Source organism: Paraburkholderia panacisoli, assembly GCF_008369935.1.
GTDB lineage: Bacteria > Pseudomonadota > Gammaproteobacteria > Burkholderiales > Burkholderiaceae > Paraburkholderia > Paraburkholderia panacisoli.
The window spans coordinates 34,949-50,242 of sequence record NZ_VTUZ01000029.1; the positions used below are offsets into that span (position 1 = coordinate 34,949).

Below are 15,294 nucleotides of genomic sequence, written 5' to 3' on the forward strand. Positions count from 1 at the left end.
GTGCGCGATTCGCGACGCTTTTCGCACGCATCGACGTTTTACTGCTGAATGTACAGATCCGCGAAATTGCCGCGCAGACCTTCGCCGGTCGGTGCGTAGTCCTTCACCTTCTTCGAAACGATGGTGATGTTGGGGTTCGCGCCGAACTCGATCGACGGCACGTCGTCGTGAACGATCTGCTGGAACTGGATGAACAGCTGACGGCGCTTCGCTTCGTCGGTCTCCACCGAAGCCGCTTCGAGCAGACGATCGACCTCCGGATTTGAATAGTGCGCCGCGTTGGAGAACGGCAGGCCGATCTTGAAGTTCTTCGACCAGAACACGCGCTGCACGCCCACCGTCGGATCGAACGCGTTCGAGAGCGCTTCGAGCGTGATGTCGAAAGCGCGATCCGTGTACGCTTTTTTCACATAGGTCGCGAAATCGTAGGTCTCGATCTCGCCGTCGATGCCGATGCGCGCCAGCGACTGCCGCACGAAATCGGCGGCGCGAGCGTCCTGAAACGGATTGAAGAGCAGGCGCAGCGTGAAGCGCTTTCCGTCCGCGCCGCGCTTGAGACCGGCGGCGTCGAGCGCGGCATTGGCCTGCGCGACGTCGTACGGAAAGTAACGAATGCCGGCATCGTGATACTTCGTGTTCGCGGTGCCGATGGCGGCGGCGGAGACCTGACCGTAGCCATACCAGACGATCCGGTTCAAGGCGTTGACGTCGATAGCCTGGGAAATCGCCTTGCGTACTGCCTTGTCCTTGAGGACCGGCGTGTCCAGATTGAAGATCAGTTGCTGGTGGTTGCTGACATACGGCCAGTTGGTCGTATCCACGCTGAAATCCGGCAGCGTCGTGAACCGTTTGACATCCGCGAGAGGAATCGCCTGATCGCCCAGACTGGCCGCGCCCGATTCGAGCGCCGCCGCGCGGGCCGCGCCGTCGGGCAGAAAACGCACGATGATCTTGTCGACATACGGCTTGGGCTTGTCCCAGTAGTCCGGATTGCGCTCGAGCAGAATATAGCTGCCGTGCACGAACGATTTATAAACGAACGGCCCCGTGCCAACCGGCGCACTGTTATACGGATTGGAAACGATGTCCGTGCCTTCGTACAGGTGCTTCGGGATAATCGGCGACTCGGTACCGGCAAGCGCCGTCAGCAGAAAAGGCGCCGGCTTCGACAGTTCGATGATCGCGGTATAGGGGTCCGGCGTCTTCACGTCGGTCACGTTTGCGAACGTGCTGCGCCCACGCGGATGCACCTGTTTGAGCGTCAGAATCGAATAGGCTACGTCGGCGGACGTGAACGGCTTGCCGTCGTGCCATTTCACACCGCGCCGCAACGTGAAGCGATACTGCAGGCCGTCCTTGCTGACTGACCATGCGGTGGCCAGCAGCGGTGCGGGATTGAGGTTCTTGTCGTAAGTCAGCAAGCCTTCGACCACCTTCGGCCCGATCTCCGCATTGCCGCCAGCGGTTGTGGTCAACGGAACGATCGAAGCCGGCTCAGGGGTGACGAGCCATGTGAGCGTTCCACCCTGGGTGGGCGCCGCCCGAGCCGGAAGCGTACCGGTGAAGATCAGCGTGGAGGCGAACAACGCACCGATCATGGTTCCGCGCAACCCGTTGTGCAAGCTCATACGTATCCTCTTTTTCTAAGGGTGGTTGTCGTCATAGTGTCGATTCCGCCAGGAAGTTGGACGGTGAGCGAACAGCTGCATTTGAGTATCGAGGCGCCCCAGCGTCATCCCAAACCAACGAATTTCGCTTTGCTTATTCGCTTTCAGTGTCTGATCCCTTGCCTGGAATCTGATTCGAACTACTGCAGATTTTCTTATCAGCATTCGTTGGTTGGATTCGAGTGCGTACAAATCTAACGTGTAGTGCCGGCTCCTTGCCTTCGAGCACTGACGCTCCGTTGCTCGTTACTCAATCGTTACTCCCTACCGACTGGTATTGCCGCATGCGCTATTTCCGTCTGCTGAAATCTTTCGTTGCCGTCGCGACCCTTTCGCTCGCCGCGGTTCACGCCTACGCCGATAAGCCCGCGGTGATCCGCATCGGCGTCGCGCAGCAGGGCACCGGCGACCCGCCCACCTTTGGCGGCTCACCTGCTGCGACGGTGCAATTGCAGCAGTCGCTGGAAAAAGAATTCGCCGCCAACGGCATCAAGGTCGAATGGATTTTCTTCAAGGGCGCCGGCCCCGCTGTCAATGAAGCGATCGCCGACAAGTCGCTCGACTTCGCCTTTCAGGGCGATCTGCCCTCCGTTCTGGCCCGCGCCAACGGCCTGAAGACGCACCTGTTGCTCATCTCGGGCGCACGCGTCGGCATCAAGGTCGCGGTGCCCGCGGATTCCGACGTACGCTCGCTCAAAGATCTCAAGGGCCGGCGCGTTTCGATCTTTCGCGGCACCAATCTGCAACTGGTCGCCGACAACGCGCTCGCCGCCAATCAGCTCGACGAGCGCGATCTGCACGTGATCAATCTCGACTTCGCCAGCTCGCTCGCCGCGCTCGCGTCCAAGGGGATCGACGCGTCGGTCAACGACTACCACGTGTACAAACTGCGCGACCAGGGGTTAGCGAAAGTCGTGTACGAATCGCAGAACGACGGACCGCAATTCACGCGCCAATCACATCTGCTGGTGATCGACGATTTCGACCAGGCGCATCCGGATATCGTGCAACGCGTCGTCAACGTGTTCGTGCAGGGCGCGCAATGGTCGTCCGACGAGGCGAACCGCGACGCGCTTTTCAAACTATGGGCGAAGAGCGGTGTGCCCTATTCCTCGTGGCAAGCCGAGTTCGCCAATCAAACCCTGAAAAATCGCAACTCGCCGCTGATCGATCCGTTCATCGTCGCGCGCTATAAGGCCGTCGCGGCGGATGCGCTAAAGCTCAAGCTGATCCGCCAGCCGGTTCAGGTCGACGGCTGGTTCGAAACGAAATATCTGGACAACGCGCTGCGCGCACAGCAACTCGACCACTACTGGACGCGCTACGACGCGGCCGGCAAACCGCTCAGCTAAACGGGAGCGATCACGATGAGCGAAACCGCAATCACGGTCGACAGCGATCGGCTCGGTCCCATCGCCACGGCGCCTCGCGCGCCGCTCCATCGCAATGCGCGATTGCGCGCGCTCGCCTGGCGGCTCGCGCCGTGGCTGTTGCCCGCCGTATTGCTCGCCTTGTGGGCGGCCGGCTGCGAGCGCGGCTGGATCGCACCGCAGATCCTGCCGCCGCCCGAGCGCGTGTTCGACACCTTCGTCGAACTGGCGAAGAGCGGCGACCTCCTGCGCAATACGCTGATCAGCCTGCAACGCGTGCTGCTCGGCTTCGGCGCGGGCACGCTGCTCGGCTTCGCGCTCGGCGCGGCACTCGGTCTGTCGCGCACGCTCGAAGCGTATGTGCTGCCGAGCTTCAATGCGCTCGTGCAGATTCCGGTGCTCGGCTGGCTGCCGTTTCTGCTACTGCTCGTCGGCGTCGGCGAGCCGCTCAAATACATTCTGATCGCACATGCCGCGCTCGTTCCCGTGACCTTGAGCACCTTGCAGGGATTTCGTCAGACGCCCGCCGCACTCGATGAAGTCGCGCGCGTCTTCGAATACAGCGGCTGGCAACGGATCTGTTATCTCGTGCTGCCCGCTGCCGTGCCGACACTCGCCACCGGCGTACGGCTCGCGTTCACCAAGGCCTGGCTCGCGCTGGTGGTCGTCGAACTGGTCGCGTCCTCCGAAGGGCTCGGCTATCTGATCGTCTACGGCCGGCAGCTGTTTCAGCTCGATCTGGTGATGGCTTCGGTGGTCGTCGTCGGCGCCATCGGCTATGCGATGAACCGTTCGCTCGATGCGCTCGAAGCGCGTTTGAGACGCGGTCAACCGTCGGCCTTCCGCGAGTGATGGCAGCGGCTGTTGACGCACATTGCCTATGAGGTATCCACGATGAGTTCAGGTCTTCTCAAGCGTTCCAGCGGATCGAAGCAGTCCGCCCACGCGTCCTGCGATTGCGGCAACGTGCCTGCCGCTTTCCAGCGCGCGGCGCGGCCGCGACGGCCGTGGCTCACCCGCATTGACTGGCGCGGCGCTGTCCTGCCCATTGCCGCCATTGCGCTGTGGTGGGCGGTCTCGGAAGCGCACATGATCAAAAGCGGTCTGCTGGTGAGCCCCGCGCAAGTGCTCGCCACGGCCTGGCAGCAGATCGTCAGCGGCGCGCTGTTCAAGGCGCTTTTCGCGTCGCTTGCGCGCGAAGCAAGCGGCTTCATGATCGGCACGCTCGGCGGCCTGCTGCTCGGCAGCGTGCTCGGCTTTTCGCGGCTCGCCGCGCGGACGATCGGCCCGAGCTTCGACACCTTCAAGCAGATCTCGCTGTTCGCGTGGATTCCGCTGATCTCCGTGTGGTTCGGTCTCGGCGATGCGGCGAAAGTCGTGTTCCTGTCTCTCGCCGCGTTGCTGCCGGTCGCCGCCCACACGTGCGACGGCATCCATGCGGTGCCGCGCGCCTATATCGAAGTCGCGCGCGCCTTTCGCTATTCGCGCTGGCAGTTGATCCGCGCCGTGATTCTGCCCGCCGCGCTGCCGTCAATTTTCACGGGCATCTATCTCGCGCTGATCTATTCGTGGCTCGCCACGCTCGGCGCCGAATATCTGCTGGTGGCGGGCAGCGGAATCGGCAATACGCTGATCGACGGCAGCGAGCAGTTCCGCATGGACCTCGTGCTATTCGGCGTGATCGTGGTCGGCTTGACCGGCTGGGCGCTGAATGCGCTCGCGCGGGCAGTGGAACGGGCGGTCTTTGCGCGCCGTTCGCAGGGGGCCGCGCGATGAATCCGCAGACATTCTTCGCTTGCTACACAGCGAACCCGCAGTGACCCCGCAGCGAACCCGCACTGAATCCGCATTGAGTTCGCACCGACCACAGATCAAGGCCCGTTCATGACTTCTTCCACGCTTTCCGAAAGCATCGACATTCTTCACGTCAGCAAGCGCTACGCGCAGCAAGACGGCGCGCCGCTCGCGGTGCTCGACGACATCAGCCTGCGCGTGCGTCCAGGCGAATTCGTCAGCGTGCTCGGTGCGAGCGGTTGCGGCAAGTCGACCCTGCTGCGCTTGATCGCGGGACTGGATAACGACTACAGCGGCGATATCGTCGTCGCGGGAGAAAAGGTCCGCGATACCTCGCTCGAACGCGGCATCGTGTTTCAGGACCACCGCCTGTTTCCGTGGCTCACGGCAGCGCAAAACATTCTCGCCGCGCTGCGCAACGCGCCGCTGTCGGCGCGCGAAAAGCGCGATGCGGTCGCGCAGCACATTGCGCTCGTCGGTTTGAGCGGTTTTGAAAATGCGTATCCGCATCAGCTTTCAGGCGGGATGGCGCAACGCGTGGCGATTGCACGCGGACTCGTGAACCGTCCGCGCGTGCTGCTGCTCGACGAACCGTTCGGCGCGCTCGACGCGTTGACGCGCGGCCGTTTGCAAAACGAACTGCAACGCATCTGGGAACACGAGCGCATCACGATGATCCTGGTCACGCACGATGTCGACGAGGCGCTCTATCTCGGCGACCGCGTCGTCACGATGGCGCCGCGGCCGGGCCGTATCAAACGGATTGTCGATGTTGCGCTGCCGCGTCCACGCGAGCGCAACCATCCCCGCTTCATCCGTTTGCGCGAAGAAGTGCTGGCCGATTTCGCCGAGCAGCACGGCGAGCCGCGCGCACCGCGCGATGGCGGCACGCGCATTCCGGTGACCAGCCCGCCGATCACCGAATGGCGGCTCGCGTGGTGAACCGCGCGACGTCCCCACGCATACCCACAACCCTTACATGGAGCAAACGATGAGCGGTGAAAATCGGCACAAGCGGCAGATCAGGCTGGGCGCTTTCCTGATGGAGACGGGCCACCATATCGCCGCATGGCGGCACCCGGACGCGCACGCGGGCGGCGGCCTCGACTTCGCGCACTACGCGGAGTTGGCGCAGATCGCCGAGCGCGCCAAATTCGACGCGGTGTTTTTCGCCGACAGCGTGAGCGTACGCGACACGAATCTGCCCTCGCTGTCGCGCACCGCGCGCGCCGATCATTTCGAGCCGTTGACGTTGCTCGCGGCGCTGTCCGTCGTGACGAAGCACGTCGGTCTGATCGCGACGGTTTCCACCACCTTTAACGAGCCGTACAACCTCGCGCGCAAATTCGCGTCGCTCGATCATCTGAGCGGCGGACGCTCGGGCTGGAATCTCGTCACGTCGAGCACGGAGTCCGAAGCGCTCAATTTCAGCTTCGAGAGTCATCCGGATCACGCAGTGCGCTATGAGCGCGCACGCGAGTTCTACGACGTGGTGGCCGGCCTGTGGGACAGCTGGGAAGACGACGCGTTCATCCGCGACAAGACGAGCGGTATCTATTTCGACCCCGACAAGCTCCACGTGCTCGGCCACGCCGGCAAGCACTTCAAGGTGCGCGGACCGCTGAACGTCGCACGCTCGCCGCAGGGTTGGCCGGTGGTCGTGCAGGCCGGTGCGTCCGAAGCGGGACGGGAACTCGCCGCGCAAACTGCCGAGGTAATCTTCGTCGCGCATCAAACGCTCGATGAAGCTCGCGCGTTCTATCGCGACGTCAAAGGGCGTCTCGCGAAATACGGACGCGCGCCGGATCATCTGAAGATCATGCCGGGCATCTTTCCGGTGGTCGGCCGCACGCAGGAAGAAGCCGAAGCGAAATTCGCCGCGCTCCAGGATCTGATTCATCCGACCGTCGGACTGTCGCTGCTGTCGAACATGTCGGGCGGCGTGGACCTGTCCCAGTACCCTGTCGACGGACCGCTGCCCGAGCTGCCGGAAACCAACGGCGGCAAGAGCCGGCAGCGCCTGCTGTTCGATCTCGCGCGGCGCGAGAATCTGACGATCCGCGATCTGTATCTGCGCATTGCGGGCGCACGCGGCCATCAGCAGGTGGTCGGCACGCCGCAGAGCATCGCGGACCAGTTGCAGCAGTGGTTCGAGGAAGAAGGCGCGGACGGCTTCAATATCATGTCGCCGTGGCTGCCGGGCGGCCTGACGGAATTCGCCGATCTGGTGGTGCCGGAGCTGCAGCGGCGCGGCCTCTTTCGCACCGAATATGAGGGCAACACGCTGCGCGAGAACCTCGGGCTGCCGCGGCCGGCCAATCGCCATGCCGTTGCGTCGAAGCAGGTGGCCGCCGTAGCCGGACAGTGAGGCGGCAGGAGACGGGCTCGCGAGCCGCTGTCGGATCGAACCAACGAACGACTCGCGGCTCGCGACGCGCGCGCGCGCGTTCGATCCGCGCGCCGTTTCCAACTTCCGCTGCTTTTCTTATGGGCAATGATTGGTTGGTTTCACGCGCCGGCGAATTTAACGTGAGCATCGCCGGCCTTCGAGCCGATCGCCTACGTTCTCTTCGCCAGGAGCTTCGCATGAGCGCAGCCGCATTGCAGGAAGTACAGTCGATTCAGGTCACCCCGCTTTCCGCGCATATCGGCGCCGAAATTCACGGCGTCGATCTCACCCGGAAACTGGACCCGCGTCAGGTCGCGGAGATTCGCGCAGCGCTTCTGAAGTGGCGCGTGGTTTTCTTTCGCGAGCAGTTCCTGACGCACGAGCAGCACATCGCCTTCTCGGCGCAGTTCGGCGAACTCACGCTGGGCCATCCGGTGTTCGGTCACGTAGACGGGCACCCGGAGATCTATTCGATCTCCAAGTACCGCAAGGCCACGCGTTTCGAAGGTCAGGCGCTGCTGCGTCCGTGGACCGGCTGGCATACCGACGTGACGGCCGCGGTCAATCCGCCGTGGGCGTCGATCCTGCGTGGCGTGACGATTCCGCCATACGGCGGCGATACGCAATGGACCAGCCTCGTCGCCGCTTATCAGAAGCTCTCCGAGCCGCTGCGCGCTTTCGTCGACAGCCTGCGCGGACTGCATCGCTTCACGCCGCCGGCCGGCGCGAGCGGCACCGAAGCGTTCGTCAAAGCCGTCGAACAGCGCATTCTCGTTACCGAGCATCCGCTCGTGCGCGTGCATCCGGAAACCGGAGAGCGGGCGCTTTACGTGAGCCCGAGCTTTTTGAAGTCGATCGTCGGTGTGACGCCGCGTGAAAGCCAGGTGCTGCTCGAACTGCTCTGGGAACACGTAACGCGGCCTGAGTTCACGGTGCGCTTCAAATGGGAGGCCGGCAGTGTCGCGTTCTGGGACAACCGCGCGACGGCTCACCTCGCGCCCACCGATATTTTCGATCTCGACTTCGACCGGCAGCTGTATCGCACCACGCTGGTGGGCGATGTGCCCGTCGGGCCGGACGGCAGGCAATCCGTGGCGATCGAGGGCTCGCCCGTGAGCGCCGCCGCAGCGGTCGCATTGAACTGAGCGACAGCCGCTGCTTCTTCGAACCCACCCTCTCGCACGCCTTTGGGCACGGAACCGCACTGTGACTCACTCCGCTCTGGCCGTACCTGCGCCGAAGGCCTCCGCACCACCACCACGTGATGCCTCCGCTTTCGTCCCCGTTCGCTCGCCGGCTTCGTTCGCGGACAGCCCCGTATCGCGCGCGCTGGAGCAGCCTCTTCTGCTCGGTCTGTTCCTGCCGGTCCAGGCGGGCGGCTGGAGCGCGTCGACGCTGCCACGCACCACCGACTGGTCGTTCGACTACAACCTCGCGCTAGTGCAAAAAGCCGAGGCATTAGGCTTCGATCTCGTCTTCGCCCTGTCGCAATGGTTGCCGAAGGGCGGTTACGGCGGCGTGTTCAACGGCGAGGCGCTCGACTCCTTCATGTCGCTCGCGGCGATGACCGCGCGCACCGAACGCATCATCCTGGTGGCGACCAGCCACGTGCTCTATGGTCCATGGCATCCGCTTCATTTCGCCAAATTCAGCGCGACACTCGATCACATCTCGAAGGGCCGCTGGGGTATCAACGTCGTCACCGGTCATCGCGCTGTCGAGCACGAGATGTTCGGCTGGCAGCGCATCGAACATGACCGGCGCTATGAACTGGCCGCCGAGTTTCTCGATGCCGTTCAGCAGCTATGGGCGCAAACAGAGAACTTCAGCTTCGCGCCCGGGTTGTCGTCGTGGAAACTCGACAAGGCGTTCGTGACGCCGAAGCCGCGCTATGGACGCCCATTGCTCGTGAATGCGACCGGCTCCGACGCCGGTATCGACTTCGCCGCGCGCTACTCCGATATCGTGTTCATCACCAGTCCGGCCGGCTCCGAGATCGAAGGCGCGCTGGCCGCGTTGCCGGCACACACGGCGCGCGTCAAAGCGGCGGCAGCGAAGCATGGCCGCAAGATTCGCACGCTGATCAACCCGATGGTGATTTGCCGCGAGACGGCCGCCGAAGCGCGTGCCTATCACGACGCGATTGTCGCGCACGGCGACGAAGGCAGTTTCCATCGCTTCGAAAGCGACGCGCACGCATGGCGGGGCAACGCGCAACAGTGTAACCAGGCCGCGTCACGCGCGGTGGGCGGCAACATCGCTATCACGGGATCGCCGCAACAGATCGCCGACTACATCGTGCGTCTGCATCAGGCCGGGGTCGACGGCGTGCAGTTGAGCTTCTTCGATTTCCAGCCCGACCTCGATTTCTTCGGCGAGCGCGTGTTGCCTTTGTTGCGCGAAGCCGGTTTGCGTTACTGAGTTCGCGTCGCCGAGCGGGACGTGATCGCCATTCCGGCCGGCATCAGGATTGTGCCGCTCGAATCGGCGCAGGCGCCGCGCGTCCTCGCCCGCTGCCATGAACGGAACGGCTGGCTACGCGGCCTGCGCGTCGAAAGTCCGGCCAGGAATCGCATCGAGCAGCATGCGCGTGTACGGGTGCTGCGGCGCGCGCCAGATGTCGCGTTGATGCCCGCTCTCGACAATGCGCCCGGCCTGCATCACGTGCACGCGGTCGGCGATATAGCGCACCACCGAGAGATCGTGCGAGATGAACAGATACGCAAGGCCGAGATCGCGTTTCAGATCGACGAGCAGATTGAGAATCTGCGCCTGAATCGATACGTCGAGCGCGGACACCGGCTCATCGCAGATCAGCAGATCCGGTTCGAGCACCAGCGCGCGCGCAATGCCGATGCGTTGCCGCTGCCCACCCGAAAACTCGTGCGGAAAGCGACCCAGCGCCGAGCTCGGCAGGCCGACCCGGTCGAGCATGGCGGCGATCCGCGAGCGGCGCTGCTGCGCGTTGCCGATGCCGTTGACCACCAGCACCGTATCGAGAATCTCCGCCACCGTGCGGCGCGGATTGAGCGATGCGTACGGGTCCTGGAACACCATCTGCACGTGACGCCGCAGCGGCCGCAGTTCGCGCTCGCGAAGCGGCACGAGGTCGGTGCCGCGCAAACGGATGGCGCCGCCGGCGGTGGGCACGAGCCGCAGAATCGCCTTGGACAGCGTCGATTTTCCGCAGCCGGATTCGCCCACGAGCCCGACCGTCTCGCCGCGCGCGATGCGCAACGAGACGCCGTCCACGGCGCGCAGCGTGCTCTTGCCGTGGCGCTGCGGGTAGTCGATGCGCACGTCCTGCAGTTCGAGCAGCGGCGCATCGCCGGCCGCCTCGTCGCGTGGCGAGGAAGCCGCATCCGCAACGTATTGCCCGGTCCGCACCGAACGCGGCACCACGGCGAAGCTCGCCTTGCCGTCTTCGCCGATACCGTGACGGATTTCCGGCAGCTTCCAGCCGCGATAATGCAGATCGTCCGGGAGATTCAGCGACGCGCCGAGCAGCCCCCGCGTGTACGGATGCTGCGCTTGCGTGAAGAGCCGTGCGACCGGCGCCTCCTCCACCTTCTCGCCCGCCAGCATCACCGCGACGCGATCCGCGTGCTGGGCGACGATGCCGAGGTCGTGCGTGATCAGCAGCAAGGACATCGACAACTCGCGCCGCAAGCCGTCGAGCAGTTCGAGAATATGCGCCTGGATCGTGACGTCGAGCGCGGTGGTCGGTTCGTCCGCGATCAACAGACGCGGCCGGCAAGCCACCGCCATCGCGATCATCACCCGTTGCCGCTGACCGCCGGATAGCTCGTGCGGAAAGTCGAACACGCGCCGCTGCGGCTCGGGAATCTGCACCAGTTCGAGCAGTTCGACCGCGCGTTTGCCTGCCGCCGCTTTGGACAGACTCTCATGCTGCCGCAACGTCTCGACGATCTGCGCGCCGATCGACAGCACGGGATTGAGCGACGTCATCGGCTCCTGAAAGATCATCGAGATCTGTTGCCCGCGAATCTCGCGGATCTCGCGCGCCGATAGATCGAGCAGCTCGCGGCCGTCAAAACGCAGGCTTCCCGTCACGCGTCCCGGCGTGGGCACGAGGCGCATCAGCGAAAGGGCGGTCGCCGATTTTCCGCAACCCGATTCGCCGACCAGCGCCAGCGTCTCGCCTTGCGCGATATCGAAACTGAGGCCGCGCACGGCCTCGTGCGCGCCGAAACTCACGCGCAGGTCGCGTACTTCAAGCAGGTTTGCCACGGTGCATCCTTCGATTCGTTGTCGGCCTGGTTGTCGACCTGGTTGTGCGCCCCGTTGTGGGCCTCGTTATCGGCCTATTCATCGGCTACGCAGAGGTCATGCCCGTTCGCGCAGGCGCGGGTTAAGCGCGTCGTTCAGGCCGTCGCCGAGCAGATTCAGTGCGAGCACCGCGAGCACGATCGCCGCGCCGGGAACGGCGGTCAGATACCAGGCGGTGCGCAGCGAGTCGCGCCCCGCGCCGATCATGCCGCCCCAGCTGACCACGTTGGGGTCGCCCATGCCGAGAAACGACAGCGACGATTCGATCAAAATAGCGCTCGCCACCATCACCGACGCGGTCACGATCACCGGCGGCAACGCGTTCGGCAGAATTTCTCCGACGATGATGCGTGCGTTGCTGAAACCCTGGCTGCGCGCCGCGAGCACGAAGTCGGACTGGCGCAGCGTGCGGAACTCCGCCCGCACGATCCGCGCGACGGTTGGCCATGACGCGATGCCGATCGCGAGCGCGATGATCGTCACGCTCGGCCGGCCGATCGCGACGATCACGATCACCAGCAAAAACGAAGGCACGGTCTGAAAGAGTTCGGTCACGCGCACCAGCAGATCGTCGATCGCGCCACCGAAGAAGCCGCCCGTCGCGCCGACCAGCGTGCCGATCACGAGCCCGATTCCCGCCGACGCCGCGCCGATCAGCAGCGACACGCGCGTGCCGTGCGCGACGCCGGCGGCCACGTCGCGTCCGAGCGAGTCGGTGCCGAGCCGGTATTGCGGGTCCGCGCCCGGCCACTCGAAGGGCGCCGCCACCATGTCGAGCGGATCGCCCGGAAACAGATGCCCCGCGCTCAACGCGAGCGCGATGAAGGCGGCGAGCAGCACGAGCCCGGCAAGCGCGGACGGATTGCGCAGCAGCGCGCGCCAGACTCCGCGCCCCGCTGCACGCGTGCCGGGCGACGCGGCCGGATCGCCGCGACGCAGACCGAGCAGCGCACCGGCCAGCTGACGCCGCCAGGGCGATGCTGCGGGCTCGGGCGTCGTGGAAATCAGATTGGAAGAGTCGGAAGCCATGTCATCCCTCTGGGAAAAAACGGGTGGCGTCGGCGTGATCCGTCACGCGACGCGGGGGTCGAGCCAGGCCTGCAGCAGATCGACCAGAACATTGGCGAGAATCACGAGCAGCGACGACAGCAGCAGCACACCGAGCAGCACGCTGAAATCTCGCGCCATCACGGCGTCGAGCGCGAGACGGCCGAGGCCGGGCCAGCTGAACACCGTCTCCGTGACCGCGGCGCCGCCCAGCAAAGTGCCGAAATGAATCCCGACGATGGTCGTGAGCGGCATCAACGCATTGCGCAGGACATGCCGCACCGTCACGCGCCATGGATGCAAACCCTTCGCCTGCGCGGTGCGCACGAAGTCCTGACGCTGCACTTCCAGCATCGCGGCGCGCGTGAGCCGCGCATAGATCGCGACGAAGAAAGTCGCCAGCGTGGCGGCCGGCAGCACCACGTGTTTCGCCGCATCGGCGAACCAGGCCAGGCCGTGCAGCTGGACGCCGAGCGTGATGTTGCCGCCGCTCGGCAGCCACCCCAGATGCACGGAGAACAGCACGATGGCAAGCAGGCCGATCCAGAAGCCCGGCGTCGAGTAGAACAGCAAGGCCAGAACCGACAGCATGCGGTCCGGCCATTGGCCGGCCCAATGTGCCATCACCGCACCGAGCACGACGCCCGCCACGAGTGCGAACGACAACGCCACGCCCATCAGCAGCAGCGTATTGGGCAGACGCGACAGGATCAGTTGCATCACCGGCATGTCGTAGCGCGGCGAATAGCCGAGGCTGAAATGCGACAGATGCGCGAGGTACGACCCCAACTGATGCAGCACCGGCTGGTCGAGCCCGAACTTCGCGCGCAGCACCTGCATCGTTTCCACGGTTGCCGAACCGGATTCGCCGGCCAGCACGTCGGCGGCGTCGCCCGGCATCAGCTTCAGCAGGAAGAAGTTCAAAATCACGATGCCGATCATCGTCGGCAATGCCTGCCATGCGGTCCGTCGGACAATCGCGGCAAAACGCGAACCTCGGCTCATCGTGTCGCTCCCGTCATGCGCTCAGATAAACATCCGCGAGATTGCCTTCGAGGCCCTGCGCGGACACGGTGTGGTTGTGAACGCGCCGGTTCGCCAGCGTGATCATGCGCGGCGCGACCAGGTTCAGAATCGGCAGCTCGCGATAGACGATCTGCTGAAACTGCTGATACAGCGCGATGCGTTTGCTCTCGTCGGTTTCGACCGCGGCGTTTTCGAGCAGGCTGTCGACCGTGGGATTGCTGTAGTGCGGCGCGTTCGAAAACGGCACGCCAGCGCGGATATTCTTCGACCAGTAGAGCCGCTGAACGCCCACGCTCGGATCGAATAGCGTGTTGACGCCGATGCTCGTGAAATCGAACTGGCGGTCCGCATAGACGCGTTTCAGGAACGCCGGCAGGTCCTGCGAGCGCACCGTGACGTCGATACCGACACGCGCGAGCGCCGATTTGACGTAGTCGGCCTGACGGCGGTACATGTCGCCGTAAGGCAGGAAGTCATGCGTGAGACGAAAACGCACGCCGCCGTCCTTGCGCGGATAGCCAGCCGCGTCGAGCAGCTTTTCCGCGTTGGCGATATCGAACACGTATGGGGTGAGCTGGGCGTCGTGGTATGGCGAGCCCGGCGTGATCGGCGTCGGCGACAGATCGGCGTAGCCGTAGGCCACCGTGCGCTGCACGACCTGCGGATTGATCGCGTGCGCGATCGCCTGGCGCACGCGCAGATCCTTGAGGATCGGGTGTTCGAGATTGAAGTCGATCTCGGAGAGCGGCTCCAGAAAGCGATAGCCGCGCGTTTCCACAGCCAGTTGCGGCAGTTGCGCGAGGCGCGGCAGATCGGTGAGCGGCACCGGATTCTCGCCGCCCAGATCGAGCGCGCCGGTTTCGAAGGCGGCCGAACGCGCTGCGGCGTCGGGAATCACCTTGAATACCAGACCGTCGATGTACGGCTTGCCGGCGTCCCAGTAGTCCGGGTTGCGTTCGTAGACGATATTCGCGCCGCGCGTCCACGACTTGAAACGGAACGGGCCCGTGCCGACCGGCGCGTTGTTGTGCGGATTCGACAGCGGATCGCCGGACGCGTACAGGTGCTTCGGCACGATCGGCGATTCGCCGGCCGACAGCGCCTTCAACAGGTAGGGCGCCGGCTTCGACAATTCGATCACGGCGGTGCGCGCGTCCGGCGTCGCCACCCGAGTGACATTGGCGAACGTGCTGCGGCCGCGTGGATGCACCGCTTTCAGCAGGTCGATCGAAAACGCCACATCGGCCGATGTGAACGGCTGACCGTCGTGCCATCTGACGTTCTGGCGCAGCGTGAACGTGTACCTCAAGCCGTCCGGACTGACTGCCCAGGCGGTGGCCAATTGCGGCTTCGGACGCAAGTCGAAGTCGTAGGCGAGCAGGCCTTCGAGTACCTTGGAACTTGCGACGAGCGCGGGCCCGGTAGTCTGGAAGATCGACACGAGTACCGGTGGCTCCGGATTGATCAGCATGTTCAGCGTGCCGCCGCGCTTTGGTGCGCTCGCCTCGCCTTGTGCACACGCCAGCGCCGGCATGCCGGCGGCCGCGAGCGCTGCGCCCGATGAAATCAGAAAATCGCGTCGATTCAGCCCTGCCATGTGGTTCAGATCCTTTTTGCCGATGGTTCGGCCCGTTCGGGCCGAATGGAATGTCGTCGTGGTGATGTCGGCAATGCCGCTGCCGCAGCGCTCACGATAGAGCGGCTACGGCAG

The 15,294-nt window shown here is 64.4% G+C and carries 12 protein-coding genes; 7 read left to right on the top strand and 5 right to left on the bottom strand.

Annotated features, from left to right (window positions below):
• Window positions 1-38: 38 nt before the first annotated feature.
• Window positions 39-1,628, bottom strand: coding sequence for an ABC transporter substrate-binding protein (locus FVF58_RS32915; protein ID WP_149673934.1), 1,590 nt, complete (start codon window positions 1,626-1,628; stop codon window positions 39-41).
• Window positions 1,629-1,951: 323 nt separating this feature from the next.
• Between FVF58_RS32915 and FVF58_RS32920 the strand changes: the two genes are divergently transcribed.
• The 7 genes from FVF58_RS32920 to FVF58_RS32950 all read left to right on the top strand — a co-directional run bounded on the left by FVF58_RS32920 (window position 1,952) and on the right by FVF58_RS32950 (window position 9,641).
• Window positions 1,952-3,019, top strand: coding sequence for an ABC transporter substrate-binding protein (locus FVF58_RS32920; RefSeq protein WP_149673935.1), 1,068 nt, complete (start codon window positions 1,952-1,954; stop codon window positions 3,017-3,019).
• Window positions 3,020-3,034: 15 nt separating this feature from the next.
• Complete coding sequence (locus tag FVF58_RS32925; RefSeq protein WP_149673936.1) at window positions 3,035-3,889, top strand: ABC transporter permease; 855 nt, start codon at window positions 3,035-3,037, stop codon at window positions 3,887-3,889.
• A 42-nt stretch (window positions 3,890-3,931) separates the two neighbouring features.
• Complete coding sequence (locus FVF58_RS32930; protein WP_149673937.1) at window positions 3,932-4,813, top strand: ABC transporter permease; 882 nt, start codon at window positions 3,932-3,934, stop codon at window positions 4,811-4,813.
• A 108-nt stretch (window positions 4,814-4,921) separates the two neighbouring features.
• Window positions 4,922-5,773: an ABC transporter ATP-binding protein gene (locus FVF58_RS32935; RefSeq protein WP_149673938.1), complete on the top strand. Its 852-nt coding sequence runs from the start codon at window positions 4,922-4,924 to the stop codon at window positions 5,771-5,773.
• Window positions 5,774-5,822: 49 nt separating this feature from the next.
• A complete protein-coding gene (locus FVF58_RS32940) occupies window positions 5,823-7,199 on the top strand; it encodes an LLM class flavin-dependent oxidoreductase (protein ID WP_149673939.1) in 1,377 nt (458 codons plus the stop codon).
• Between the two features lie 218 nt (window positions 7,200-7,417).
• Entirely contained in the window at window positions 7,418-8,365 is a 948-nt protein-coding gene (locus FVF58_RS32945; RefSeq protein ID WP_149673940.1) for a TauD/TfdA dioxygenase family protein, read from the top strand.
• Between the two features lie 61 nt (window positions 8,366-8,426).
• Entirely contained in the window at window positions 8,427-9,641 is a 1,215-nt protein-coding gene (locus tag FVF58_RS32950) for an LLM class flavin-dependent oxidoreductase (protein WP_149673941.1), read from the top strand.
• A gap of 114 nt (window positions 9,642-9,755) precedes the next feature.
• Here FVF58_RS32950 and FVF58_RS32960 read toward each other — a convergent pair whose 3' ends face one another.
• From FVF58_RS32960 to FVF58_RS32975, 4 genes are all read right to left on the bottom strand, one after another.
• Window positions 9,756-11,471: an ABC transporter ATP-binding protein gene (locus tag FVF58_RS32960; RefSeq protein ID WP_149673942.1), complete on the bottom strand. Its 1,716-nt coding sequence runs from the start codon at window positions 11,469-11,471 to the stop codon at window positions 9,756-9,758.
• A 96-nt stretch (window positions 11,472-11,567) separates the two neighbouring features.
• Window positions 11,568-12,539, bottom strand: a complete 972-nt coding sequence (locus FVF58_RS32965) for an ABC transporter permease (protein WP_149673943.1) — start codon at window positions 12,537-12,539, stop codon at window positions 11,568-11,570.
• A gap of 42 nt (window positions 12,540-12,581) precedes the next feature.
• On the bottom strand, window positions 12,582-13,562 hold the full coding sequence (locus tag FVF58_RS32970; RefSeq protein ID WP_149673944.1) for an ABC transporter permease: 981 nt from the start codon (window positions 13,560-13,562) through the stop codon (window positions 12,582-12,584).
• 13 nt (window positions 13,563-13,575) lie between these two features.
• Complete coding sequence (locus FVF58_RS32975; protein ID WP_149673945.1) at window positions 13,576-15,180, bottom strand: ABC transporter substrate-binding protein; 1,605 nt, start codon at window positions 15,178-15,180, stop codon at window positions 13,576-13,578.
• Window positions 15,181-15,294 lie beyond the last annotated feature (114 nt).

Bases quoted from the DNA above. Each gene is read 5' to 3' on its own strand.
- FVF58_RS32915 (WP_149673934.1), bottom strand. From the start codon at position 1,628: ATGAGCTTGCACAACGGGTTGCGCGGAACCATGATCGGTGCGTTGTTC.
- FVF58_RS32920 (WP_149673935.1), top strand. From the start codon at position 1,952: ATGCGCTATTTCCGTCTGCTGAAATCTTTCGTTGCCGTCGCGACCCTT.
- FVF58_RS32925 (WP_149673936.1), top strand. From the start codon at position 3,035: ATGAGCGAAACCGCAATCACGGTCGACAGCGATCGGCTCGGTCCCATC.
- FVF58_RS32930 (WP_149673937.1), top strand. From the start codon at position 3,932: ATGAGTTCAGGTCTTCTCAAGCGTTCCAGCGGATCGAAGCAGTCCGCC.
- FVF58_RS32935 (WP_149673938.1), top strand. From the start codon at position 4,922: ATGACTTCTTCCACGCTTTCCGAAAGCATCGACATTCTTCACGTCAGC.
- FVF58_RS32940 (WP_149673939.1), top strand. From the start codon at position 5,823: ATGAGCGGTGAAAATCGGCACAAGCGGCAGATCAGGCTGGGCGCTTTC.
- FVF58_RS32945 (WP_149673940.1), top strand. From the start codon at position 7,418: ATGAGCGCAGCCGCATTGCAGGAAGTACAGTCGATTCAGGTCACCCCG.
- FVF58_RS32965 (WP_149673943.1), bottom strand. From the start codon at position 12,539: ATGGCTTCCGACTCTTCCAATCTGATTTCCACGACGCCCGAGCCCGCA.
- FVF58_RS32970 (WP_149673944.1), bottom strand. From the start codon at position 13,562: ATGAGCCGAGGTTCGCGTTTTGCCGCGATTGTCCGACGGACCGCATGG.
- FVF58_RS32975 (WP_149673945.1), bottom strand. From the start codon at position 15,180: ATGGCAGGGCTGAATCGACGCGATTTTCTGATTTCATCGGGCGCAGCG.